Raw genomic sequence first — 23,600 nt, 5'->3', positions numbered from 1 at the left:
GGCGTCACAGGTCGGCGCACCCCGTGACCGCCCGCGCGTGGACCCGGATCAGCCGCTGCGCCTCGGCCCGCGTCAGCCCGGCGTTGCGGCTCACGATGTGCAGCCCGTAGCCGTCCTCCAGCGCGACCAGGTTCCTGGCCAGGTCACCCACGGGCCCCGCAAGCGTGAACACCCCCGTCGCGGCGCCCACTTCGAGCACGGTGACGTACAGACCCACCTCACTGGCGAACAGTGACGCCATCAGCTCGGCGTGTCCGGGGCTGCGGTCGGCCCGCCGGTGCAACTCGAAGAGCAGCCCGTGCGTCGCGTCGTCGGGGGCGGAGGGCAGCCCGGAGGCAATCAGCGCGCGCAGCCGTGCCACCGGGTCGGCGACCTCGTCGGTGACCTCGTGCCGCGCGGCCAGGAAGCGCTCGACCGCACCCCGGTGCACCTCCAGGACCAGCTCGCCCAGCTCCGGGTAGTAGTAGAGGACCGAGCCCGCGGACATGCCGGCCTCCGCCGCGATGTCCTTGATCCGCAGCCCTTCGAGGCCCCGCTCCGTGATGGCCCGCCCCGCCGCGTCCACGAGCGCCTCGCGCCGCGCGGTCTGGTTCTTCGGTCTCCCCGGTTTACCCATGCGGTTAATTCTCTGTTACCGAGTTCAAGGAAATCAAGCCGATCGCGCGGAACCCATTGACGGGCCGCTGACGCATTGTTTGAATCCAACTTCAAAGATCTCGTCGCCGATCTCGCACAGATCGCAGATCCCGCACAGGTCATAGATCTCGCACAGACCGCTCCCGTACGCCCCGTGCCGTACGCAATCGAAGGTCACCGCATGACGACGCACTCGCACTGGCGGCAGCGCGCCGCCGAGTTCGCACCCCGCACCCGCCTCTACATCGACGGAGCGTGGACCGACCCCTCGGACGGGGAGTGGCTCCCCACCGTCGATCCGGCCACCGGCAAGACCGTCGCCGACGTCGCGGTCGCCTCGGCCGCCGACGTCGACCGGGCCGTGGCCGCCGCCCGCGCCTCCTTCGAGGACGGCCGCTGGTCGCGCGCCGACCCGGCCGAACGCAAGCGCGTCCTCCTGGAGTTGGCCCGCCTGATCGAGGCCAACGGCGAGGAACTCGCCCTCTGCGACACCCTCGACATGGGCAAGCCGATCGCCGAGTCGTACGGCACCGACGTGCCCGGCGCCGCCGGCGTCTTCGCCTGGTACGCCGAGGCGATCGACAAGCTGTACGACGAGGTGGCCCCCGCCCCGCCCGGCAATCTCGCCCTGGTGAGGCGCGCCCCGCTGGGCGTGGTCGGCGCGGTGGTGCCGTGGAACTTCCCGCTGGACATAGCGAGTTGGAAGCTGGCACCCGCACTCGCGGCCGGCAACAGCGTCGTGCTCAAGCCCGCCGAGCAGTCGCCGCTCTCCGCGCTCCGCCTCGCCGAACTCGCCACGGAGGCCGGGCTTCCCGACGGAGTCCTGAACGTCGTTCCCGGCCCCGGCGGGGTGACGGGCCGCGCGCTCGGCCTGCACCCCGACGTCGACACCCTCGTCTTCACCGGCTCCACCGCCGTGGCCAGGAAGTTCCTCGGCTACTCCGCCGAGTCGAACATGAAGCAGGTGTGGCCCGAGGCCGGCGGCAAGAGCCCCAACATGGTCTTCGCCGACGCCGACCTGGAGGCCGCGGCGGAACGCGCCGCGTGGGGCTTCGCGTACAACGCCGGACAGGTCTGCTCCTCCAACACCCGACTCCTGGTGGAGGCCTCGATCGCCGAGGAGTTCACCGCCCGCGTCGCCGAGCACGCCCGCGCCTGGGTCCCCGGCGACCCGCTCGACCCCGCGACCCGGATCGGCCCGCTGGTCGACGCGGCGCAGGTGGAGCGGGTGCTCGCCGCGGTACACGCCGCGGGCGGCACGCTCGCCTGCGGCGGCACCCGGCCCGACCGCGAGGGCGCGTACCTGGACCCGACGGTCGTCACCGGCCTGACCCCCGAATCCCCGCTCGTACGCGAGGAGTTGTTCGGCCCGGTCCTCGTGGTCCTGCCGTTCCGCGACGAGGCGGAGGCGGTCCGCCTCGCCAACGACTCCGCGTACGGCCTGGCCGCCTCCGTGTGGACGCGGGACATCGGCCGCGCCCACCGCGTCGCCGAGGCCCTGACCGCGGGCACCGTCTCGGTCAACACCGTCGACGCGCTCAGCCCGCTCACCCCCTTCGGCGGCTTCAAGCAGTCGGGCCACGGCCGCGACCTCTCCCTGCACTCCTTCGACAAGTACACGGGCCTGAAGACCACGTGGATCGCGTACAACTGAAAGGGCTTGACCACACCATGAGCCGCACCGCAGACCGGACCGCAGACCAGCTCGCCGCCCTCGACCGGGCGCACATCATCCACCCCTACCTGCCGGGCAGCGCCACCGAGCGCGTCGTGATGACCGAGGGGTCGGGCTGCCGCCTGACCGACTCCGAGGGGCGGAGCTACCTCGACGCCACCGGCGGCCTGTGGCTGGCCCAGGTCGGCCACGGCCGCGAGGACCTGGCGGACGTCGCCCACGAGCAGATGAAGAAGCTCGAGTACTTCACGAGCTTCTGGGAGTTCTCCAACGACCGCGCCATCGAACTCGCCGCGCGCCTGGCCGAGTTGGCACCGGACCCGCTGAACCACGTCTACTTCACGTCCGGCGGTTCGGAGGGCAACGAGGCGGCCATCAAGATGGCCCGCTACTACCACCACCGCCGCGGCGACACCGACCGCACCTGGATCCTGGCGCGCGACAAGGCGTACCACGGCATCGGCTACGGCGGCGGCTCGGCCACCGGATTCCCGCTGTACCACGAGGGCTTCGCCCCGATGATGCCGCACGTCTCGCACCTGACGCCGCCCTGGCCGTACCGCACGGACCTGTACGCGGGCCAGGACCCCACGGACTTCCTGATCCGCGAACTGGAGGAGCGCATCGCGGAGATCGGCGCGAAGAACATCGCGGCGATGATCGGCGAGCCCATCATGGGCGTCGGCGGCATGCTGGTCCCGCCGGCCGACTACTGGCCGCGCGTGCGCGAGGTCCTGGACCGCCACGGCATCCTGCTCATCTTCGACGAGGTGGTGACGGCGTACGGCCGCGTGGGCGAGTGGTTCGCCGCCCAGCACTTCGGCGTCACGCCCGACATCATCGTCACGGCCAAGGGCATCACCTCCGGCTACGTACCGCTGGGCGCGCTGATGGTCGCGGACAACGTCGCCGAGGTGCTGCTCCGGGATCACGGCTTCCCGATGGGCTACACGTACAACGGCCATCCGGTCGCGACCGCCGTCGCGCTCGCCAACCTCGACGTCATCGAGAAGGAGGGCCTGCTGGGCCGGGCGAAGACGATCGGCGCCACGCTGCACGCCGAACTCCAGTCCCAGCTGGGCGACTTGCCGATCGTCGGCGAGATCCGCTCGGTCGGCATGATGCTCGCGGTGGAACTGGTCGCGGACCGCGCCACCCGCGCCCCGCTCCCCCTGCACCCCGACCGGATGCCGCACGACGTGATCCGCCGCGAGACCGGCGTCATCGTCCGCGACTCCGCGCACAGCCTGGTCCTGTCCCCGCCGCTGATCATGACGGAGACCGAGACCAAGGAGGTGGCGTCGGCGCTGCGCGGCGTACTGGAGCGCACGGACGCCTCCGGAGAGATCCGGGAGGCGTGACAGTACGGGGCCCGGCGGTGGACACCGCCGGGCCCCGGCCCGCACGTGGTCACGCCCGCACCCCGCACACCCGCACGCCTCAGCTCGCAGTCCCCGACTCCCGCCTTAGGACATGCCCGTGCCCACGAACAGCCCCTCCGCAGCGCCACAGAAGCCGCACGACACCACGTCGGACCCGAACTCGAACCTGAAGCGCAGCCTGAAGCGCTTCGACATCACGGCGATGGCCGTCGCCGCGGTGATCTCCTTCGACACCATCGGCCAGATCGCCACCGGCGGCGGCGAGGCGGCCACCTGGACCGCCGCCATCGCCCTGTTCTTCCTGCTCCCCTACGCCCTGCTGTTCGCGGAGACCGGCGCCGCATTCCCGCAGGAGGGCGGCCCGTACGTCTGGGTGAAACTGGCCCTCGGCCGCCCGGCGGCGGCGCTCACCACGCTCTTCTACTGGGTCACGAACCCGATCTGGCTGGGCGGTTCACTGGTCTTCCTGGCCGCCGAGACCTGGGACGGCTTCGTCTTCCACCTGGGCTCGGGCACGTTCGCCGACTACACGTTCAAGCTGCTCTTCGTGTGGGTCGCGATCCTCACGGCGATCGTCTCGCTCAGCCGCGGCAAGTGGATCACGACGGCGGGCGCGGCGGTCAAGGTCCTGTCGCTGGCACTCTTCACGATCACCGCGATCCTGTACGGGGCGGAACACGGCTTCCAGGGCCTGGCGACCGCCCACTTCGCCCCCACGACAGCCGGCTTCCTCGCCCTCGTCCCGATCCTTCTCTTCGCCTACGTCGGGTTCGAGGCGCCGAACGCGGCGGGCGAGGAGATGCACGACCCGCAGCGCGACGTCCCCGCGGCGCTGGGCCGCTCGGCGACGATCGCGGCGGCCTGCTACCTCCTCCCGATCCTCGCGCTCCTCGCGGTCGTCCCCTCGAACAAGGTCACCGGCATCGGCGGCTTCATGGAGGGCGTCCGCCTGGTCTTCGGCGTCTACGGCCCGGCGGCAGGCCCCCTCCTCACCGTCACGGCGGTGATGTTCGTCTTCGCCCTCCTCACGCAGGGCAGCGCGTGGATGATCGTCAGCGACCGCATGCAGGCGATGGCGGCGGCCGACGGCGGCTTCTTCAGCCGCGCACTGGGCGCCTTCCACCCGAAGCTCGGCACCCCGGTCCGCACGAACCTGCTCTCCGGCGCGGTGGCCACGGTGTTCATGCTCGCGGCGATGCAACTGGTGAAGGGCGACACGGGCGCGATCTTCGGCGTGGTCCTGACGGTGGCGGTGACGACACTCCTCCTCTCCTACCTCCTGGTCGTCCCCGCCCTGGTGGTCCTGCGCGTGCGCCGCCCGGAGGTCCCCCGCCCCTACCAAGTCCCGTTCGGCAACCGGGGCTTCATGGCCTGCGCGGCCCTCGTCTACGCCTGGATCCTGGTCGGCTCCTGGTCCGCCCTGTTCCCCGGCGTCCTGGAGTCCGTCTTCGGCCTCGACTACGACTTCATGGACGTGTGGGGCGTCTCCCGCGCCACGTTCGAGACGTTCACGCTGGGCACGATCGTGGTGCTGCTCCTGGTGGGCACGGCGGGCCTCGCGGCGGCGCGCCGCTCCGAGCGACGGCCGTGAGCCAGGAGCCGTACGGGTACAAGATCGGACAGAAGTTACTTCTAGGTATGCAGTGACTTAATGAGCCAGTAGCAGTAGAACTCGTTCTCATTCGTACGAGAGTGAGGAACGGCATATGAGTGACACACCCGTGCGCCCTACCGCCCAGGAGGGCGTCACACGTCGAAGATTCATCGCCGGAACCGGTGCCATGGTCGGCGTCGCCACGCTCGCGAGTCAGCTCGCCGCGAGCCAGGCACAGGCCGCCGCCCCGGCCGCGGCGGCCGCCGTCATCGGCGACGGGGCCCGTGTCCCCGTCCTGGTGATCGGCACCGGGTACGGCGGCTCCGTCGCCGCCCTGCGCCTCGCCCAGGCGGGCGTCGACGTCCACATGATCGAGATGGGCATGGCCTGGGACACCCCCGGCTCCGACGGCAAGATCTTCGCCCACACGACCTCACCCGACGGCCGTTCCTACTGGCTGCGCACCAAGACGAAACAGCCCCTGAGCAACTTCCTCGGCTTCCCGATCGACCGGAACATCCCCCGCTACACCGGGATCCTCGACGCCGAGGAGATGGGCGGGATCATCGTCTACCAGGGCCGGGGCGTCGGCGGTGGCTCACTGGTCAACGGCGGCATGGCGGTCACACCCAAGCGCGAGAACTTCGGCGCCGTCCTCCCGTCGGTCGACGCCGACGAGATGTACTCGACGTACTACCCGCGCGCCAACGCCGGTCTCGGCGTCAGCACCATCGACCCCGCCTGGTTCGACAGCGTCGACTGCTACCAGTACTCCCGGGTCGGCCGTAAGCACGCCCAGCGTTCCGGCTTCCCGTACGTCTTCGTGCCCGGCGTCTACGACTGGGACTACATGAAGCAGGAGGCGGCGGGCACGGCCCCCAAGTCGGCGGTCTCCGGCGAGATCCTCTACGGCAACAACTACGGCAAGAAGTCCCTCCAGAAGACCTACATCGCGAAGGCCACCGCCACCGGCAGGGTCACCATCTCCCCGCTGCACAAGGTCACCACGGTCTCCCCCGCGTCCGGCGGCGGCTACACCGTCGTCATCGAGCAGCTCGACACCAGCGGCACCACTACGGCCACCAAGACCGTGACCGCGGACAGGGTGTTCTTCGCCGCCGGCAGCGTCGGCACCAGCAAGCTCCTGGTCAAACTGAAGGCCACCGGCGCACTGCCCGGGCTGAACGGGGAGATCGGCAAGGGCTGGGGCGACAACGGCAACGTCATGTGCGGCCGCGCCAACCACATGTGGGACGCGACCGGCTCGGTCCAGTCGGCCATCCCCACGGGCGGCATCGACAACTGGGCGGCCGGTGGAGCGTTCGCCGAGGTCGCGCCGCTGCCCACCGGGATCGAGACCTACGCCTCGTTCTACCTCTCGATCACCAAGAACCCGAACCGTGCCGCGTTCACCTGGAACGCCGCCGCGAACAAGGTGGAGCTGAACTGGCAGACGGCATGGAAGCAGCCGTCCATCGACGCCGCCAAGACCATCTTCGACAAGATCAACTCAAAGGAGGGGACGATCTACCGCACCGATCTGTTCGGCACGTACAAGATCTGGGGCGACCACCTCACCTACCACCCGCTCGGCGGCGCCGTCCTGAACAAGGCCACCGACAACTACGGCCGTCTGCACGGCCATCCGGGCCTGTACGTCATCGACGGCTCGCTGATCCCCGGCAACGTGAGCGTCAACCCGTTCGTCACCATCACGGCGCTCGCCGAGCGGAACATTGAGAAGATCATCGCCACTGATCTGTAGCAACTCCCCTCAATAACCGGGCAGTTCAATGACTGGGCAGTTCAATGACCGGGGAGTACGCACACCGCGTCGAGGCCGAGCACATGGTTGAGCCGGCCGAACGCCAGCCAGGAACCGATGCTCATGCTCAGCTCCACGATCTCGCGCTGGCTGTAGTGCGCGGTCATCCGCGTCCAGAACTCCTCGTCGAGGCCATGGTGATCCAGGGCGTACCGCTCGGCGTACTCGGCGGCAAGACGTGTGCGGTCGTCGAAGGCGTCGGTGGTGCGCCACTGGGTCACCGCGTCGGCGAACTCCTCCTCGACCTTCTGGCCCTCGCGTTCGGTCCGCCAGTCGAGGCAGAAGAGGCACCCGTTGATCTGCGCGATGCGCAGCCGCGCGGCCTCGAACTCCCGCAGGCCCAGGGTCGTGTGCTCGTACACCGCGAGGGAGAAGTTCGCGGCGGCCGTGCCGATCCCGGGGACCATGTCGCCCCACACGTACCCGATCGGCTCCTGCCCCTCGGGAATGTCTATGTTCATCGCGCTCATTGCTTGCTCCTTCCGAGCTTGCCGGTCGCGGGGCGCAGCGGGACGTCGAGCGCGTCGTAGAGTCCGGGTTCCGCGGCCACGAGCCAGTCGATGGCGCCGACCAGGCGGCCGACCGCGGTGGCGTTGCCGCCCGCCGACCGGTTCTCGCCCTCGTCGGTGGCCTCGACCGTGACCTCGATGCGCGGGCGGCCCTCGATGATCACCCGGTGGGCACCCGCGCCGTCGGGCGGTGTCGGCCAGTCCGGGGCGCAGGACGGGTGGATGCGGGTGACGTGCTCGATGACGATGCGGGGTTCGCCGTCGACGATGCCCTGCACCTCGAACCGCACCGCGCCCTGGGTGCCCGCCTCGAAGTCGCCCATCGTCCGCGTGCTCACCGAGGTGTCGAGCGCGCGGCGCTCCAACGTCTCGCGGATGTCGTCGAGTTCGACGCCCAGGGCCCTGGCCATCAGCCGGATCTGACCGCCCCACACCATGGTCGGGACGGTCTGAGCGAGCATCAGCGGCTCATAGCCCATGGGGTGCCCCATGCCGATCAGGTGGCGTACGGAATCCTCCTGGTCGTACGTGGAGTAGTCGAAGATCTCCTGGCAGCGGATCGCGTCGACGGTGCTGCCGAGTCCGCTGACGAGGAGCGGCAGTACGTCGTTGCCCCAGCCGGGATCGACACCGGACACGAACAGCGAGCCGCCGCCGTCCGCGATGGCGGCGAGGACCGGATCCCGCAGTTCGGGCGGGGCGTTGCGCTGGTCGTAGAGGGCGTACAGCGCGGGGGTGACGACCACGGCGCCGGCCCGGACCGCCCTCGCGATGTCGGCGAGGGCGTCGTCGGGGCGGAGGTCGCCGGAGGCCGCGTACACCACGGCCCGCGGCGATGCGCCGAGGACCGCGTCGATGTCGTCGGTCGCCGGGACCCCCAGATCCCGCTCGAGCCCGGCGAGTTCGGCCGCGTCGCGGCCGACCTTGTCGGGGGCGTGGACGAGCACTGCCGTGAGCTTCAGCCCCGGATGGGCCGCGACGGCACGGATGGCCGCGCGGCCGACATTTCCGGTACCCCAGACAACCGTCGGAATCATGCGCCGGAGGGTAACCAGAGGACGTATCAGTTCATAGAGCCATGACCGGCGAGATTTGCTCACCGGACCAGTGACATGCCGATACGTCAGCCACTACACGTTGAAGCGGAACTCCACCACGTCGCCGTCCTGCATCACGTAGTCCTTGCCCTCCATGCGCGCCTTGCCGGCGGCGCGGGCGTCGGCGACCGAGCCCGTTTCGACCAGATCGGCGAAGGAGATGACCTCGGCCTTGATGAAGCCCTTTTGGAAGTCGGTGTGGATGACACCGGCCGCCTCGGGGGCCGTGGCGCCCTTCTTGATGGTCCAGGCGCGGGACTCCTTGGGGCCTGCCGTCAGGTAGGTCTGGAGGCCGAGGGTGTTGAAGCCGACCGTGGCGAGCGTGGCGAGGCCCGGCTCCTCCTGGCCGACGGACTGGAGGAGTTCGAGGGCCTCCTCCTCGTCGAGCTCGGCGAGGTCCGCCTCCAGCTTGGCGTTCAGGAAGATCGCCTCGGCCGGGGCGACGAGGGCGCGCTGCTCCTCCTTGAACGCCTCGTCCGTCAGCTCGTCCTCGTCGACGTTGAAGACGTAGAGGAAGGGCTTGGTGGTGAGGAGGTGCAGGTCGTGGAGGAGCTCCTCGTTGCCCGAGCCCTGGACGATGCCCGCCGAGAACAGCGTCTCGCCCTTCTCCAGGATCTCCTTGGCCGCCTCGACCGCCTTGACCTTCGGAGCGATGTCCTTCTTGATGCGCGACTCCTTCTGGAGGCGCGGGAGGACCTTCTCGATGGTCTGGAGGTCGGCGAGGATCAGCTCGGTGTTGATCGTCTCGATGTCGCTCTTCGGCTCGACCTTGCCGTCCACGTGCACGACGTTCTCGTCCTGGAAGGCGCGGATGACCTGGCAGATCGCGTCGGACTCGCGGATGTTCGCCAGGAACTTGTTGCCCAGGCCCTCACCCTCGGAGGCGCCGCGCACGATGCCCGCGATGTCGACGAAGTCGACCGTGGCCGGGAGCACCTTCTGGGAGGAGAAGATCTCCGCCAGCTTCGTGAGGCGGGCGTCCGGGACGCCGACCACGCCGACGTTCGGCTCGATCGTGGCGAACGGGTAGTTGGCCGCGAGCACGTCGTTCTTGGTCAGGGCGTTGAACAGGGTCGACTTGCCGACATTCGGCAGACCGACGATTCCGATCGTGAGCGACACGTTGCGACTTCCCGTACGTGATGTGGTGGTGTGGGGCAGGGCGATCCACCAGTCTACGGCCTCGCCCGACCCGGCCGACTTCCGCCAAGCGCGGTCAAGCTCGGCCAAAGTGCGTGTCCCTTGGCCTATTGGGCACATAAGCGCATCTATGTTGGGCTTGTGGAGCAACCCAGGACGCGTCCCCCGCAGGCCAGGCCCCGCCGCACGGCCCCGCTGCCGCCGCAGGCGCAGGGCGGCCAGGACGGCGCCGTGCCGTCCGGTGAGTCCGCCACCGTGTACCGCGCCGCCCGTGGGGGTCCGGCTCCCGGGCGCCGCCCCCTCCGCTTCCCGAACCCACGGCTCACGGGGCGGGGCAGCGGTCTGTTCTGCATCGCCGCGATGCTGGTCGTCGGGTTCCTCGACCGGCTGCTGTTCGGGGGCGCCGCGGCCGTCTACGGAGTGCTGTTCCTGCTCGTCAGCGGGCTCACGGCGGTGTGGGTGCGGGGCGCGGACCTGGTGACGGCGCCGGTCGTGGTGCCGATCGCGTTCGCCGTCGGCATCGCGCCGATCTCCGAGGGCACGGGTGGCTTCGGGCAGCAGTTCATGGGGCTCGCGACGACGCTCGCCATGAACGCGATCTGGCTGTACGGCGGGACGCTCATCACCGGTGTGCTCGTGACCGTACGGAAGGTGCGGCTCATGGCCCGGCGGGCCGCGGTGCGCAGGGCCGGTGGCCGGCAGCCGTCCGGCGCGCAGTCCTCGTCCCAGTCCGCTTCCCAGGCGCCGGGACCGCGCCGCCGTACCGCGTAGCCGGCTCCGTGTAGCCGACTACGTGTGGTCGACTCCCGTAGAGCGGGGCGCTACGCGCGCGACGCCGTCATCGCCGCTCCCACGATCCCCGCGTTGTTCTGCAGCTCGGCCGGGACGATCTCCGCCTTGATGCCCTTGATCAGCGGCAGGAACTTGTGCGCCTTGCGGCTGATCCCGCCGCCGATGATGAACAGCTCTGGCGAGACGAGCATCTCCACGTGCGCCAGATACTTCTGCACGCGGTGCGCCCAGTGCTCCCAGCTGAGGTCGTGGTCCTCGCGCGCCTTCGTGGAGGCGTGCTTCTCCGCGTCGTGCCCGTTCAGCTCCAGGTGGCCCAGTTCCGTGTTCGGCACGAGGACGCCGTCGGTGAACAGGGCGCTCCCGATGCCCGTACCGAAGGTGAGCAGCAGCACGGTGCCCTTGCGGCCGCGGCCCGCGCCGAAGTGCATCTCGGCGACGCCCGCGGCGTCCGCGTCGTTGAGCACCGTGACCGGGAGCCCGCCGAGCTTCTCGCTCAGCAGGGCCCGCGCGTCCACGTCGACCCAGCTCTTGTCGACGTTCGCCGCCGTGCGCACCGTGGCGCCGCCGGTGACGACGCCGGGGAACGTGATGCCCACCCGGTCGGGCCGCACGTCGGCGAAGTGGTCGATGACCTGCTTGACCCCGTCGGCCACGCCCTCGGGCGTGGCCGGGTGCGGGGTCAGCACCTTGTGGCGCTCCTGGGCGAGATCGCCGCGCTCCAGGTCGACCGGGGCGCCCTTGATCCCGGATCCGCCGATGTCCACACCGAAGATCTGCATGACTCCACGTTACGACGGGAGACCGACAGTCACTCCTTGGAAGCGGATTCTCCGGCTTCGCCGACCAGCGACCGGGCCTCCGCGCGCAGGTCGCGGCGGAGCTCCTTGGGCAGCGAGAACGTGATCGACTCCTCGGCCGCCTTCACGATCTCCACGTCCGCGTAGTCGCGCTGCTTCAGGTACTCCAGGACCTCCTCGACGAGGACGTCCGGGACCGAGGCACCGGAGGTGACGCCGACGGTCGTGACGCCGTCCAGCCAGGACTCGTCGATCTCGGAGGCGTAGTCCACGAGGTGGGCGTCCTTGGCACCGGCCAGCTTGGCGACCTCGACGAGACGCACGGAGTTCGAGGAGTTGCGCGAGCCGACGACGATGACGAGGTCGGACTCGGCGCCCATCTGCTTCACGGCGAGCTGACGGTTCTGGGTGGCGTAGCAGATGTCGTCGCTGGGCGGCGAGATCAGTCCCGGGAACTTGCCCTTGAGGGCGTCGACGGTCTCCATCGTCTCGTCGACGGAGAGCGTGGTCTGGGAGAGCCAGACGACCTTCTCCGGGTCGCGGACCTCGACCTTGGCGACGTCCTCGGGGCCGTCGACGAGCGTGATGTGCTCGGGGGCCTCGCCGGACGTGCCGATGACCTCCTCGTGGCCCTCGTGCCCGATCAGGAGGATGTCGAAGTCGTCCTTGGCGTAGCGGATCGCCTCCTTGTGGACCTTGGTCACCAGGGGGCAGGTGGCGTCGATGGTGGCGAGCTTGCCGCGCTCGGCCTCTTCGTGGACGGTCGGTGCGACACCGTGCGCCGAGAACATCACGATGGAGCCCTCGGGGACCTCCTCCGTCTGCTCGACGAAGATGGCGCCCTTCCTCTCCAGGGTCTGCACGACGTACTTGTTGTGCACGATCTCGTGGCGGACATAGATGGGCGCCCCGAACTGCTCGAGGGCCTTCTCGACGGCGATCACGGCACGGTCCACACCGGCGCAGTAACCCCGGGGGGCGGCGAGCAGGACGCGGCGGGAGCCAGGCGTTGCAGTCATGCCCCCCATCGTAAGGGCGACCCCAGGGCGCCAAAGATCGTCCAGGTGGGGAGACTGGGTTCTGCGCGCTGCACGAGAGCTACGGAGGCACCATGTCCGCCGACATCACACAAGAAGAGACCGCCCTGCGGCGCAGTCTCGGCTTCCGGGACCTCGTGGTCTACGGGCTCCTCTTCATCGCCCCCATGGCGCCCGTCGGCGTCTTCGGCACCCTGGACGCGAAATCGCACGGTGCGGTCGCCCTCGTCTACATCGTCGCGACGATCGCGATGGCGTTCACCGCATTCAGCTACGCACAGATGGTGCAGGTGGCCCCGCAGGCGGGCTCGGTCTTCGCCTACGCGCGCGCGGGTCTCGGAAAGGGCCCGGGGTTCATCGCGGGCTGGATGGCGATGCTCGACTACGTACTGATCCCCGCGGTCGCGTATCTCTTCGCCGGCATCGCGATGAACTCGCTCGTCCCCTCGGTCTCCCAGTGGGTGTGGACGGCGCTCGCGGTGGTGATCACGACGCTGCTCAACCTGTGGGGTGTGCGGGCGGCGGCGCGGGTCGGGTTCGCGGTCCTGGCGCTGGAGATCGTGGTCCTGCTGGTCTTCGTGGTCTCGGCGGTCGTGGTGCTGGCCACGGACGGGCCGCAGCGCGACTGGCTGTCCCCGCTGACGGGCGACGGCACGCAGGGCGCGTTCGCGCTGTCGGCGGTGATCGGCGCGGTGTCCGTTGCGGTCCTGTCGTACCTGGGCTTCGACGCCATCGCGTCGTTCGCGGAGGAGGTCACCGGGGGCTCGGCGAAGGTCGCGCGTGCGGTGCTGTTCTGCCTCGTCTTCACGGGTGTGCTGTTCGTCGCGCAGACCTACTTGGTCGCGCTGCTCGAACCCACGACGTCGGCGCAGCTCGCCGCCGACCCCGGAAAGCAGGGCAGCGCCTTCTACGACGCCGTGGACGCGTCCGTGGGCTCGTGGCTGCACGACCTGGTGGCGGTGAGCAAGGCGATCGGCGCGGCGTTCGCGGCGCTCGCGGGGCAGGCGGCGGCCGGGCGGCTGCTCTTCGCGATGGCCCGCGACCGGCGGCTGCCGAAGGCGCTCTCGCGGACGTACTCCGGGGTGCCGCGGGTGGCGCTGCTGCTCGCCGCGGTGATCACGCTCGTCGCGGCGGTGTGGGCGGCCAGCCGGGACGACGGCATGGACCACCTGGTCTCGGTCGTCGACATCGGCGCCCTGACGGCCTTCACGCTGCTGCACGCGAGCGTGGTGGGGTATTTCGCGGTACGCCGCCGTGGCGGCGAGGTGAGCTGGTGGCGCCACATCCTGATTCCGGTCGTCGGCGCGGCGATCACCGTCGCGGTGATCGTGGAGGCGTCGAGGACGGCGCAGGTGGTCGGCGCGATCTGGCTGGTCATCGGCCTCGTGGTGCTCGCGGTGCAGCGGGGCCGGGAGCCGGCCGTGCCACAGGCGGACGGCGGCACGGCGGGCTGAGACCGTCGGCAGTCTCAGCCGCACGGGGCACCGGTACCCGGGACCACCTGCGGTGTCAGTGTCTGCGACTACGCTCACGGCATGGCTGTCAACACGTCCGCGGACGCACCGCTGCCCGTCGGGCAGGTGTCGCGGCTCATCGGGGGATGGATCGACCGGCTCGGCGCCGTGTGGGTCGAGGGGCAGATCACGCAGCTGTCCCGCAGACCGGGCGCGGGCGTCGTGTTCCTGACGCTGCGCGACACGTCGCACGAGATCTCCGTGGCGGTGACCTGCTACCGGCAGGTGTTCGACGCGGTGGCGGACGTGGTGCGCGAGGGCTCCCGCGTCGTCGTGCACGCGAAGCCGGAGTGGTACGCGCCGCGCGGGCAGCTCTCGCTGCGGGCCGCCGAGATCCGCCCGGTCGGCGTCGGTGAACTGCTCGCGCGCCTGGAGCAGTTGAAGAAGGCGCTGGGCGCGGAGGGCCTGTTCGCGGACGACCGCAAGAAGCCGCTGCCGTTCCTGCCGCAGCTCATCGGCCTGGTCTGCGGCCGCGCCTCGGCCGCCGAGCGCGACGTGCTGGAGAACGCGCGGCACCGCTGGCCCGCCGTCCGCTTCGAGGTGCGCAACGTACCGGTGCAGGGGGTGCACGCGGTGCCGCAAGTGGTCCAGGCCGTCAAGGAACTGGACGCGATCGACGACGTCGACGTGATCATCGTGGCGCGCGGCGGCGGCAGCGTGGAGGACCTGCTCCCGTTCTCCGACGAACAGCTGGTGCGGACGGTGTCCTCCTGCCGTACGCCCGTCGTCTCCGCGATCGGCCACGAGCCGGACAACCCGCTGCTCGACTACGTGGCCGACCTGCGCGCCTCGACGCCGACGGACGCGGCGAAGAAGGTCGTTCCGGACGTCGGCGAGGAGTACGAGCGGGTGAGCTGGCTGCGGGACCGGGCCAGGCGCAGCGTCGAGGGGCTCCTGGAGCGGGAGGAGCGGGGCCTCGCGGCGGCGCTCTCCCGGCCCTCGATAGAGGATCCGCACCGCATGGTCGACGAGCGGGAGGAGCAGGTCGCGGCGCTGACCGAGCGCTCCCGCCGCACCCTCGGCCACCTCCTCGACCGCGCCGAGTCGGAGCTGACGCACACGCACGCGCGCGTGGTCGCGCTCTCCCCCGCGGCCACCCTGAAGCGGGGTTACGCGGTGCTGCAGAAGCCGGACGGGCACGTGGTGCGGGGCCCGGACGAGGTGGCGGGGGACGAGGAGCTGCGGGCCCGCGTCGCCGAGGGCGAATTCACCGTACGAGTAACCGAAGCGTGAGGACGGACAACAGGATGGCTACGAAGACGGCACAGCCGGCCGACGAGGCGCTCGGCTACGAGCAGGCGCGGGACGAACTGATCGATGTCGTACGGCGCCTGGAGGCCGGCGGCACGTCCCTGGAGGAGTCCCTCGCCCTGTGGGAGCGCGGCGAGGAGCTGGCGAAGGTCTGCCGCCGCTGGCTGGACGGCGCGCGTGCCCGCCTGGACGCGGCGCTCGCGGAAGAGGGCGAGGAGGAGGCCGGGGAGACCGAGGACGCCGACGAGGAGTGACGCGTCCCTTGGGTCGACCGGCCGCCCGCCCGTGACCCCCTTGTGAAGAGGGTCACGAAGCGTTTGGTTGAAGGTTGAACCTCATCGGCGTACCGTCTTCCATGTGGGCCGATCCGGACAGAACGGATCGCCGCAGCCGTGACCGTCGCACCGAGAAGGTTGATCCATGTCTCTCGTTCTTGACCCCGCCGCGCAGGACCTGCTGTTCCGTGAGGCCCGCACCGCGAACACGTTCTCGTCGGAGCCCGTGACCGACGAGCAGATCGCCGCGATCTACGACCTGGTCAAGTACGGCCCGACCGCCTTCAACCAGTCGCCGCTGCGCATCACCCTGGTCCGCTCCCCCGAGGCCCGCGAGCGCCTCGTCAAGCACATGGCCGAGGGCAACCAGCCGAAGACCGCCACCGCCCCGCTGGTCGCGATCCTCTCCACGGACCACGAGTTCCACGAGGAGCTGCCGCAGCTCTTCCCGCACGCCCCGGGCATCGCGGACATGTTCTTCTCCGAGCGCCCGGTCCGCGAGCAGGCCGGCACGCTGAACGCGACGCTGCAGGCCGCCTACTTCATCATCGGCGTGCGCGCCGCCGGCCTGTCCGCGGGCCCGATGACCGGCTTCGACTTCGCCGGCGTCCAGAAGGAGTTCCTGGACGACGACCACACCCCGCTGATGGTCATCAACATCGGCAAGCCGGGCGAGGACGCCTGGTTCCCGCGCTCCCCGCGCCTGGAGCAGGAGCAGGTCATCACCACGATCTGAGCCACGCTCCAGATCTAGCGGTCACGACCGTCTGAGTTCCGCGCGTACGCGTACGCACACGAGGAAGGGCCCCGGCTTCGGCCGGGGCCCTTCCTCGTGCGTGGTGGAGTGGTGGACCTGGTGGACGGTGCGGTCACACCTTCTCGCGCTTCGCCTCCAGCGCCTCGGCCATCTTCGTCAGTCCGGCGAAGTCGGCCGTGCCGGTCACCACCGTGGTGGAGCCCTTCTGCTTCAGCACCAGGGCGTCGTACTTCTCGCCCTTGTAGCGCTCCCAGGTCTCGCCGCCGATCCGCTGCGTGTCACCGGTCGCCGACGCACCCTGGCTCACCTGGTTGATGAACCCCTTCGACGCTCCGGACGCCTGCTCGACGGCGACGTACTGCCCGTCGGGGTCGAGGAACCCGAGGTGCCACGCGTCGTTCGAAGTGCCCTGGTAGCGCACGGAGGTCGGCTTCCAGTCGTGCGAAAGACCCGTGGGCGCCGCCACCGGGTACGGCGCCGCACGGCGGGCCGTCGACAGCTCGACCTTGTAGTCGACGCGCTTGACCTGCGGCTCCCCGGAATCGTCGTGCGGGACGAAGAGGTAGATCACGCCGGCCGCGACGACACAGACGCCGAGCGAGAGGACCAGGCTGCCGACCGTTTTCTTACCGTTTCTTGCTGCCACGCGCCCCATCGTCGCAGGTCGCCGGATGATCTCTGCCGGGAGGTCCGGATTCGCGCGGTCCGGCATGCGCATGCCCGCTCATCCGTGGGGCGGTCTGCTCAGATTGTCGGACTGACGATAGAGTCCTCCCATACCAACCCCTCGTCCGGCCGTCGTCGTATCCCGGTGAAGCCGAACAATCCGGTGAACCCCGGAACAGAAAGGTGCGTCTCGATGACCGAGCATCACCAGCTTCCGTCCGAACTCGAGGTCCCTTCCGAGGCCCCCGACCGCAACCTCGCCCTGGAACTCGTCCGGGTCACCGAAGCCGCGGCCATGGCCGCCGGCCGCTGGGTGGGCCGCGGCGACAAGAACGGCGCCGACGGCGCGGCCGTGCGCGCCATGCGCGCCCTCGTCTCCACCGTCTCGATGAACGGCGTGGTCGTCATCGGTGAGGGCGAGAAGGACGAGGCCCCGATGCTCTTCAACGGGGAGCGGATCGGCGACGGCACCGGCGCCGAGGTCGACATCGCCGTCGACCCGATCGACGGCACGACGCTCTGCGCGAAGGGCATGCCGAACGCGATCGCCGTGCTCGCCGCCGCGGACCGCGGCACGATGTTCGACCCGTCCGCCGTGTTCTACATGGACAAGCTGGTCACCGGGCCCGAGGCCGCCGACTACGTGGACATCAACGCCCCGGTGTCGGTGAACATCCGCCGGGTCGCCAAGGCGAAGAAGCGTGCGCCCGAGGACATCACCGTGGTCATCCTCGACCGGCCGCGGCACGAGGGGATCATCAAGGAGGTCCGGGAGACCGGCGCCCGCATCAAGCTGATCTCGGACGGCGACGTCGCCGGTTCGATCCTCGCGGTACGGGAGGGCAGCGGCGTCGACCTGCTGCTCGGCATCGGCGGTACGCCCGAGGGCATCATCTCGGCCTGCGCGATCAAGTGCCTGGGCGGTGTGATCCAGGGCAAGCTGTGGCCGAAGGACGACGAGGAGCGGCAGCGGGCGGTCGACGCGGGGCACGATCTGGACCGGGTGCTGTCCACGGACGACCTGGTGTCCGGCGAGAACATCTTCTTCGTCGCCACGGGGATCACCGACGGTGAGCTGCTGCGGGGGGTGCGGTACGACTCGGAGCGGGCGCACACGTCGTCGCTCGTGATGCGGTCGAAGTCCGGGACGATTCGGCAGATCGACTCGACGCATCGGCTGAGCAAGCTGCGTGCCTACAGCGCGATCGACTTCGACCGGGCCAAGTAGGTTGCGGGGGTCCGTGGTTGACGCCTCGGGGCGCCGCCCCGGACCCCGCGGGCTCTCGTTCGAAAGGCGGGGCTTGAGTTAGCCGGCCAGCGCCGTTCGCGGCGCGTTCTTGAGTTCGACCTCGCGGCGGCGCCTGCGCGCCAGCACCACCCGGCGTTCCGCCGCCGTGAGGCCGCCCCACACCCCGTACGGCTCCGGCTGGAGCAGCGCGTGCTCGCGGCACTCGACCATGACGGGGCAGCGGGCGCAGACCCGCTTGGCCGCTTCCTCGCGCGCGAGACGCGCGGCGGTCGGTTCCTTGGAAGGGGCGAAGAAGAGTCCCGCCTCGTCGCGCCTGCACACCGCCTCCGTGTGCCATGGAGCGTCCTGATCCCTGCCCCTGACTGGCTCGCGCTGCTGCGGTACGGCGGTGACCTGCAGGGACTGATGCGGCGGGTGCAGCACGGTCTACTCCTGACGACGGCTGACGACGGCTTTCGCGAGCGGGCGACGATGCAGCAAGCTCTACCCGCTGTGTCGGCTCCTATGCACTGAGTTCCGAAGCACGGAAGTTCCAGGGCGCATACGGGAGTTCACCGCCCGGCAGCCACCGGGGCGCGGCCGTCAGCCGAGGTGCTTGCGCAGGTGCTTCTCCAGGTTCTCGATGAGCTTGCCGCGCTTCGGCTTCGCCTCGATGTTCCCGAGGACCGCCGTCCCGTCCACGTACACGACGGGCGCCTCGGGCTCGCGCGCGTCCAGCGTGTCCACCTCGAAGTTGCCGAGGACGCCCGCGCCGCTGCCGCGCAGCGAGATGTTCTCGGGGACGCGGATCTCCACGTTGCCGAACACGGAGACCGCCTTGATGTACACCTGCGGGTACTCGAAGATCGCCTCGCTGAGGTCGATCTCCACGTTGCCGAAGATCGCGTACGCGTGCGTGCGCCGGCCCACCCGCCAGCGGCCCTTGCGCGTCGTGGAGCTGAGGACCGCCACCAGGTTCTCGTCGGCCACCGCGGGGACCGTGCCGGGCGCCGGGCGGCTCGGGGCGGGGCCCGGGTCGGGCGCGGGGCGGTGCGGCGCGTGGGCACCCGGCAAGTCGCGCACCAGCGGCTCCAGTTCACCGACCGTCTTGGCGCGGTAGACCCCGTCGATCCGCTCGGCGTGCTCCTCCGCGTCGAGCCGGCCCTCCGCGAGCGCCTCGCGCAGGATGTCCGCGATCCGGTCGCGGTCGGCGTCGGACGCGCGCAGGTCGGTGGGCTCCGCCACGGGAGCGCTGGGCGCGGGCTGCGAAGGGCGCTTTTGAAGGTCCACGACAGCAGAGTACCGAAACGCGATAGATCGCGACACCCCCCGTCGCGGGCCGCCAGGGGCCAACTGAGCCTTACCTCACAGGCTCGGCCGCCCGACCAGGTTCTACGCTGGTTGGCGCTGCCAACGGATGCCAGCTGCTGTCTCTGTCGAGTGAGGAATGGGCGAGATGCCTGAGTTCGCGTACACCGATCTGCTTCCCCAAGGTGAGGACCCCACCACGTACCGGTTGGTGACCTCGGAGGGTGTCTCCACCGCGGAGGGGCCGGACGGCCGTACGTTCCTGAAGGTCGAGCCGGAGGCGCTGCGCAAGCTCGCCGAAGAGGCCATCCACGACATCCAGCACTACCTGCGCCCGACCCACCTCGCGCAGCTGCGCCGCATCGTCGACGACCCCGAGGCGTCCGGCAACGACAAGTTCGTCGCGCTCGACCTGCTGAAGAACGCCAACATCGCGGCCGCGGGCGTGCTCCCCATGTGCCAGGACACCGGCACCGCCATCGTCATGGGCAAGCGCGGGCAGAACGTCCTCACCGAAGGTGAGGACGAGAAGTCCCTCAGCAAGGGCATCTACGACGCCTACCAGAACCTGAACCTGCGCTACTCGCAGATGGCCCCGCTGAACATGTGGGAGGAGAAGAACACCGGCTCCAACCTCCCCGCGCAGATCGAGCTCTACGCGACGGACGGCGGCGCCTACAAGTTCCTCTTCATGGCCAAGGGCGGCGGCTCCGCCAACAAGTCGTTCCTGTACCAGGAGACGAAGGCCGTACTGAACGAGTCCTCCATGATGAAGTTCCTGGAGGAGAAGATCCGCTCCCTGGGCACGGCCGCCTGCCCGCCGTACCACCTCGCGATCGTCGTCGGCGGCACCTCCGCCGAGTACGCCCTGAAGACCGCCAAGTACGCCTCCGCGCACTACCTGGACGAGATCCCGGCCGAGGGCTCCGAGCTCGGGCACGGCTTCCGCGACAAGGAGCTCGAGGACAAGGTCTTCGAGCTGACGCAGAAGATCGGCATCGGCGCGCAGTTCGGCGGCAAGTACTTCTGCCACGACGTGCGCGTGGTGCGTCTGCCGCGGCACGGCGCGTCCTGCCCGGTCGCCATCGCCGTGTCCTGCTCCGCCGACCGCCAGGCCGTCGCGAAGATCACCGCGGAGGGCGTCTTCCTGGAGCAGCTGGAGACGGACCCGGCGCGCTTCCTGCCGGAGACGACCGAGGAGCACCTCTCCGAGGACGAGTCGAGCGACGTCGTGAAGATCGACCTCAACCAGCCGATGGACGCGATCCTCGCCGAGCTCGCCAAGCACCCGGTGAAGACCCGCCTCTCCCTCACAGGACCGCTCGTCGTCGCCCGCGACATCGCGCACGCCAAGATCAAGGAGCGTCTGGACGCCGGCGAGGAGATGCCGCAGTACCTGAAGGACCACCCCGTGTACTACGCGGGCCCGGCGAAGACCCCCGAGGGCTACGCGTCCGGCTCCTTCGGCCCGACGACGGCCGGCCGCATGGACTCCTACGTGGAGCAGTTCCAGGCCGCGGGCGGCTCCAAGGTCATGCTCGCCAAGGGCAACCGCTCCAAGCAGGTCACCGACGCGTGCGACGCGCACGGCGGCTTCTACCTCGGCTCCATCGGTGGCCCGGCCGCGCGTCTCGCGCAGGACTGCATCAAGAAGGTCGAGGTCGTCGAGTACGAGGAGCTCGGCATGGAGGCCGTCTGGAAGATCGAGGTCGAGGACTTCCCGGCGTTCATCGTCGTGGACGACAAGGGCAACGACTTCTTCCAGAACCCGGCGCCCGAGCCGACCTTCACGCACATCCCGGTGCGCGGCCCCGGCCTCTCGTAACCGGTGGGCAGTAACCAGTAGGCGTCACACGATGGTGGGGTTGTTCCGGCGTTCCGGAACAACCCCGCCGTCGTATTCGCTGTACCTGGTATGAGCGACGTACCTGGGACGAGCGAGAACGACGGCGACTACCGCATCGAGCACGACTCCATGGGCGAGGTCCGCGTGCCCGCCGCCGCGAAGTGGCGGGCCCAGACGCAGCGCGCCGTGGAGAACTTCCCCATCTCCGGGCAGCGCATCGAGCGCGCCCACATCGAGGCCCTCGCCCGCATCAAGGGCGCGGCGGCCACGGTGAACGCGGAGCTCGGGGTGGTCGACAAGGACATCGCCGAGGCCATCGCCGCGGCCGCCGCCGAGGTGGCCGAGGGGCGCTGGGACGACGAGTTCCCGATCGACGTGTTCCAGACCGGCTCCGGTACGTCGTCGAACATGAACACCAACGAGGTCCTGGCCACGCTCGCCACCGAGCGCCTGGGCCGCGACGTGCACCCGAACGACCACGTGAACGCCTCGCAGTCGTCCAACGACGTGTTCCCCTCGTCCATCCACATCGCGGCCACCGCCGCCGTCACCCACGATCTGATCCCGGCCCTGGAGCACCTTGCCGCGTCCCTGGAGCGCAAGTCCGCCGAGTTCGCCGACGTCGTGAAGTCGGGGCGTACGCACCTGATGGACGCGACGCCGGTGACGCTCGGCCAGGAGTTCGGCGGCTACGCGGCGCAGGTCCGCTACGGCGTCGAGCGGCTCACCGCCTCGCTCCCCCGCCTCGCCGAACTCCCCCTGGGCGGCACCGCGGTCGGCACGGGCATCAACACCCCGCCCGGCTTCTCGGCCGCCGTCATCGCCGAGGTCGCGCGCGCGACGGGGCTGCCGCTGACCGAGGCCCGCGACCACTTCGAGGCGCAGGGCGCGCGCGACGGGATCGTGGAGACGAGCGGCCAGCTGCGGACGATCGCCGTCGGCCTGACGAAGATCGCCAACGATCTGCGGTGGGCCGCGTCCGGGCCCCGTACCGGGCTCGCGGAGATCAACCTCCCGGATCTGCAACCCGGTTCGTCGATCATGCCGGGCAAGGTGAATCCGGTCATTCCCGAGGCGACGCTGATGGTCGCGGCCCAGGTCACCGGCAACGACGCGACGGTCGCCGCGGCCGGCGCCGCGGGCAACTTCGAGTTGAACGTGATGCTTCCGGTGATCGCCAAGAACGTGCTGGAGTCCATCCGGCTGCTCGCCAACGTGTCCCGGCTGCTCGCCGACCGCACCGTCGACGGCATCACCGCCAACCGCGAACGCGCCCGCGAGTACGCCGAGTCCTCCCCGTCCGTCGTCACGCCGCTCAACAAGTACATCGGCTACGAGGAGGCCGCCAAGGTCGCCAAGAAGTCGCTCGCCGAGCGGCGCACCATCCGTGAAGTCGTGCTCGACGGCGGCTACGTGGAGCGGGGCGACCTCACCGTCGAACAACTCGACGAGGCGCTCGATGTCCTGCGGATGACGCGGCCGTGACAGCCCGTGGTCGATTGGCGTATTCGTGATACGCACCGCAGCGTCGTATGCCGTTGGCACCTAATATCTGTGCATGACAGACGAGTACCGGATGACCGAGAGTGGAGGGCGCTGGGCGCCCGGTGAGCCGATCCTGTGGCGCTACCGCGCCAACGGGGGCGACGGCTTCCACATCTGCCGTCCGGTCACGGTCGTCCAGGACACCGCCGAGCTGCTCGCCGTGTGGATGGCGCCCGGCACCGAGTGCGTGAAGCCGGTGCTCGCCGACGGCACGCCCGTGCACCGCGAGCCGCTCGCCACCCGCTACACCAAGCCGCGCACCCTGCAGCGCGACCGCTGGTTCGGCACGGGCGTGCTGAAGCTGGCGCGGCCCGGCGACCCCTGGTCGGTGTGGCTGTTCTGGGAGCCGGGCTGGAGGTTCCGCAATTGGTACGTGAACCTGGAGGCGCCGCGCGCCCGTTGGGCCGCGGGCGTCGACTCGGAGGACCACTTCCTCGACCTGTCGGTGTACCCGGACGGCAGCTGGCGCTGGCACGACGAGGACGAGTTCGCGCAGGCGCAGGCCGTCGGCCTGATGAGCCCCGCACAGGCATCCGAGGTGCGCTCCGCGGGGCGCCGTGCGGTCGAGGAGATCGAGAACTGGCGGCGGCCGTTCTCGGACGGCTGGCAGCACTGGCGCCCGGACCCGGCGTGGCCGGTTCCCGCCCTGCCGGCCGACTGGGACCGTACGCCCGCGTACGTGTCCTCATGAGACCCTTGATGCGCCCCCATGGGGTAACCGTAGGA

At 70.0% G+C, this 23,600-nt stretch carries 22 protein-coding genes; 13 read left to right on the top strand and 9 right to left on the bottom strand.

What is annotated here, in order from left to right:
• Positions 1-4: 4 nt before the first annotated feature.
• On the bottom strand, positions 5-616 hold the full coding sequence (locus ACYSUO_RS12610) for a TetR/AcrR family transcriptional regulator (RefSeq protein ID WP_461776154.1): 612 nt from the start codon (positions 614-616) through the stop codon (positions 5-7).
• A gap of 201 nt (positions 617-817) precedes the next feature.
• Here ACYSUO_RS12610 and ACYSUO_RS12605 point away from each other — a divergent pair, with 201 nt between their 5' ends.
• The 4 genes from ACYSUO_RS12605 to ACYSUO_RS12590 all read left to right on the top strand — a co-directional run bounded on the left by ACYSUO_RS12605 (position 818) and on the right by ACYSUO_RS12590 (position 7,052).
• The gene (locus ACYSUO_RS12605) at positions 818-2,290 is read left to right on the top strand and encodes an aldehyde dehydrogenase (RefSeq protein ID WP_461776153.1); all 1,473 of its coding nucleotides are present in this window, start codon (positions 818-820) and stop codon (positions 2,288-2,290) included.
• Between the two features lie 17 nt (positions 2,291-2,307).
• Entirely contained in the window at positions 2,308-3,672 is a 1,365-nt protein-coding gene (locus ACYSUO_RS12600) for an aminotransferase family protein (protein ID WP_461776152.1), read from the top strand.
• Between the two features lie 118 nt (positions 3,673-3,790).
• Positions 3,791-5,284 (top strand): APC family permease, encoded by a 1,494-nt coding sequence (locus ACYSUO_RS12595; protein ID WP_461776151.1) that lies wholly within the window; start codon positions 3,791-3,793, stop codon positions 5,282-5,284.
• A 115-nt stretch (positions 5,285-5,399) separates the two neighbouring features.
• A complete protein-coding gene (locus ACYSUO_RS12590; protein ID WP_461776150.1) occupies positions 5,400-7,052 on the top strand; it encodes a GMC oxidoreductase in 1,653 nt (550 codons plus the stop codon).
• Positions 7,053-7,093: 41 nt separating this feature from the next.
• Here ACYSUO_RS12590 and ACYSUO_RS12585 read toward each other — a convergent pair whose 3' ends face one another.
• The 3 genes from ACYSUO_RS12585 to ychF form a co-directional block, all read right to left on the bottom strand.
• Complete coding sequence (locus ACYSUO_RS12585; RefSeq protein WP_461776259.1) at positions 7,094-7,573, bottom strand: carboxymuconolactone decarboxylase family protein; 480 nt, start codon at positions 7,571-7,573, stop codon at positions 7,094-7,096.
• A gap of 5 nt (positions 7,574-7,578) precedes the next feature.
• A complete protein-coding gene (locus tag ACYSUO_RS12580) occupies positions 7,579-8,658 on the bottom strand; it encodes an NAD(P)H-dependent amine dehydrogenase family protein (RefSeq protein ID WP_461776149.1) in 1,080 nt (359 codons plus the stop codon).
• A gap of 93 nt (positions 8,659-8,751) precedes the next feature.
• Positions 8,752-9,840, bottom strand: a complete 1,089-nt coding sequence (gene ychF, locus ACYSUO_RS12575) for a redox-regulated ATPase YchF (protein WP_461776148.1) — start codon at positions 9,838-9,840, stop codon at positions 8,752-8,754.
• 159 nt (positions 9,841-9,999) lie between these two features.
• Between ychF and ACYSUO_RS12570 the strand changes: the two genes are divergently transcribed.
• Positions 10,000-10,629: a DUF6542 domain-containing protein gene (locus ACYSUO_RS12570; protein ID WP_461776147.1), complete on the top strand. Its 630-nt coding sequence runs from the start codon at positions 10,000-10,002 to the stop codon at positions 10,627-10,629.
• Positions 10,630-10,679: 50 nt separating this feature from the next.
• Here the strand turns inward: ACYSUO_RS12570 and ppgK are convergent, their stop codons facing one another.
• Together ppgK and ACYSUO_RS12560 are read right to left on the bottom strand one after the other, a co-directional pair.
• Positions 10,680-11,429, bottom strand: coding sequence for a polyphosphate--glucose phosphotransferase (ppgK, locus tag ACYSUO_RS12565; RefSeq protein ID WP_461776146.1), 750 nt, complete (start codon positions 11,427-11,429; stop codon positions 10,680-10,682).
• Between the two features lie 29 nt (positions 11,430-11,458).
• Positions 11,459-12,475, bottom strand: coding sequence for a 4-hydroxy-3-methylbut-2-enyl diphosphate reductase (locus tag ACYSUO_RS12560; RefSeq protein WP_461776145.1), 1,017 nt, complete (start codon positions 12,473-12,475; stop codon positions 11,459-11,461).
• Between the two features lie 83 nt (positions 12,476-12,558).
• Here ACYSUO_RS12560 and ACYSUO_RS12555 point away from each other — a divergent pair, with 83 nt between their 5' ends.
• From ACYSUO_RS12555 to ACYSUO_RS12540, 4 genes are all read left to right on the top strand, one after another.
• A complete protein-coding gene (locus tag ACYSUO_RS12555; protein ID WP_461776144.1) occupies positions 12,559-13,938 on the top strand; it encodes an APC family permease in 1,380 nt (459 codons plus the stop codon).
• A gap of 81 nt (positions 13,939-14,019) precedes the next feature.
• The gene (xseA, locus tag ACYSUO_RS12550; RefSeq protein ID WP_461776143.1) at positions 14,020-15,231 is read left to right on the top strand and encodes an exodeoxyribonuclease VII large subunit; all 1,212 of its coding nucleotides are present in this window, start codon (positions 14,020-14,022) and stop codon (positions 15,229-15,231) included.
• Positions 15,232-15,245: 14 nt separating this feature from the next.
• Positions 15,246-15,503, top strand: a complete 258-nt coding sequence (locus ACYSUO_RS12545; protein ID WP_461776142.1) for an exodeoxyribonuclease VII small subunit — start codon at positions 15,246-15,248, stop codon at positions 15,501-15,503.
• Between the two features lie 166 nt (positions 15,504-15,669).
• Positions 15,670-16,260: a malonic semialdehyde reductase gene (locus tag ACYSUO_RS12540; RefSeq protein ID WP_422432023.1), complete on the top strand. Its 591-nt coding sequence runs from the start codon at positions 15,670-15,672 to the stop codon at positions 16,258-16,260.
• A gap of 133 nt (positions 16,261-16,393) precedes the next feature.
• On the opposite strand, the gene ACYSUO_RS12535 is transcribed toward ACYSUO_RS12540, so the two are convergent.
• Entirely contained in the window at positions 16,394-16,936 is a 543-nt protein-coding gene (locus ACYSUO_RS12535) for a DUF4245 domain-containing protein (RefSeq protein ID WP_461776258.1), read from the bottom strand.
• A 204-nt stretch (positions 16,937-17,140) separates the two neighbouring features.
• Here ACYSUO_RS12535 and glpX point away from each other — a divergent pair, with 204 nt between their 5' ends.
• Positions 17,141-18,175, top strand: coding sequence for a class II fructose-bisphosphatase (gene glpX, locus ACYSUO_RS12530; RefSeq protein WP_266713611.1), 1,035 nt, complete (start codon positions 17,141-17,143; stop codon positions 18,173-18,175).
• 78 nt (positions 18,176-18,253) lie between these two features.
• On the opposite strand, the gene ACYSUO_RS12525 is transcribed toward glpX, so the two are convergent.
• Both ACYSUO_RS12525 and ACYSUO_RS12520 read right to left on the bottom strand, forming a co-directional pair.
• Positions 18,254-18,619, bottom strand: coding sequence for a WhiB family transcriptional regulator (locus ACYSUO_RS12525; protein WP_266713609.1), 366 nt, complete (start codon positions 18,617-18,619; stop codon positions 18,254-18,256).
• 159 nt (positions 18,620-18,778) lie between these two features.
• Complete coding sequence (locus ACYSUO_RS12520; protein ID WP_461776141.1) at positions 18,779-19,465, bottom strand: DUF1707 SHOCT-like domain-containing protein; 687 nt, start codon at positions 19,463-19,465, stop codon at positions 18,779-18,781.
• Between the two features lie 166 nt (positions 19,466-19,631).
• Between ACYSUO_RS12520 and ACYSUO_RS12515 the strand changes: the two genes are divergently transcribed.
• The 3 genes from ACYSUO_RS12515 (at position 19,632) to fomD (ending at position 23,565) form a co-directional block, all read left to right on the top strand.
• Positions 19,632-21,308 (top strand): fumarate hydratase, encoded by a 1,677-nt coding sequence (locus ACYSUO_RS12515; RefSeq protein ID WP_461776140.1) that lies wholly within the window; start codon positions 19,632-19,634, stop codon positions 21,306-21,308.
• A 90-nt stretch (positions 21,309-21,398) separates the two neighbouring features.
• Positions 21,399-22,814 (top strand): class II fumarate hydratase, encoded by a 1,416-nt coding sequence (locus ACYSUO_RS12510; RefSeq protein ID WP_461776139.1) that lies wholly within the window; start codon positions 21,399-21,401, stop codon positions 22,812-22,814.
• Positions 22,815-22,887: 73 nt separating this feature from the next.
• Positions 22,888-23,565 (top strand): cytidylyl-2-hydroxypropylphosphonate hydrolase, encoded by a 678-nt coding sequence (fomD, locus tag ACYSUO_RS12505; protein ID WP_461776138.1) that lies wholly within the window; start codon positions 22,888-22,890, stop codon positions 23,563-23,565.
• Positions 23,566-23,600 lie beyond the last annotated feature (35 nt).

The organism is Streptomyces sp. UC4497, from assembly GCF_054871485.1.
Note: the sequence above shows the minus strand (reverse complement) of the source record. Positions and strands in the feature narration are given on the sequence as shown.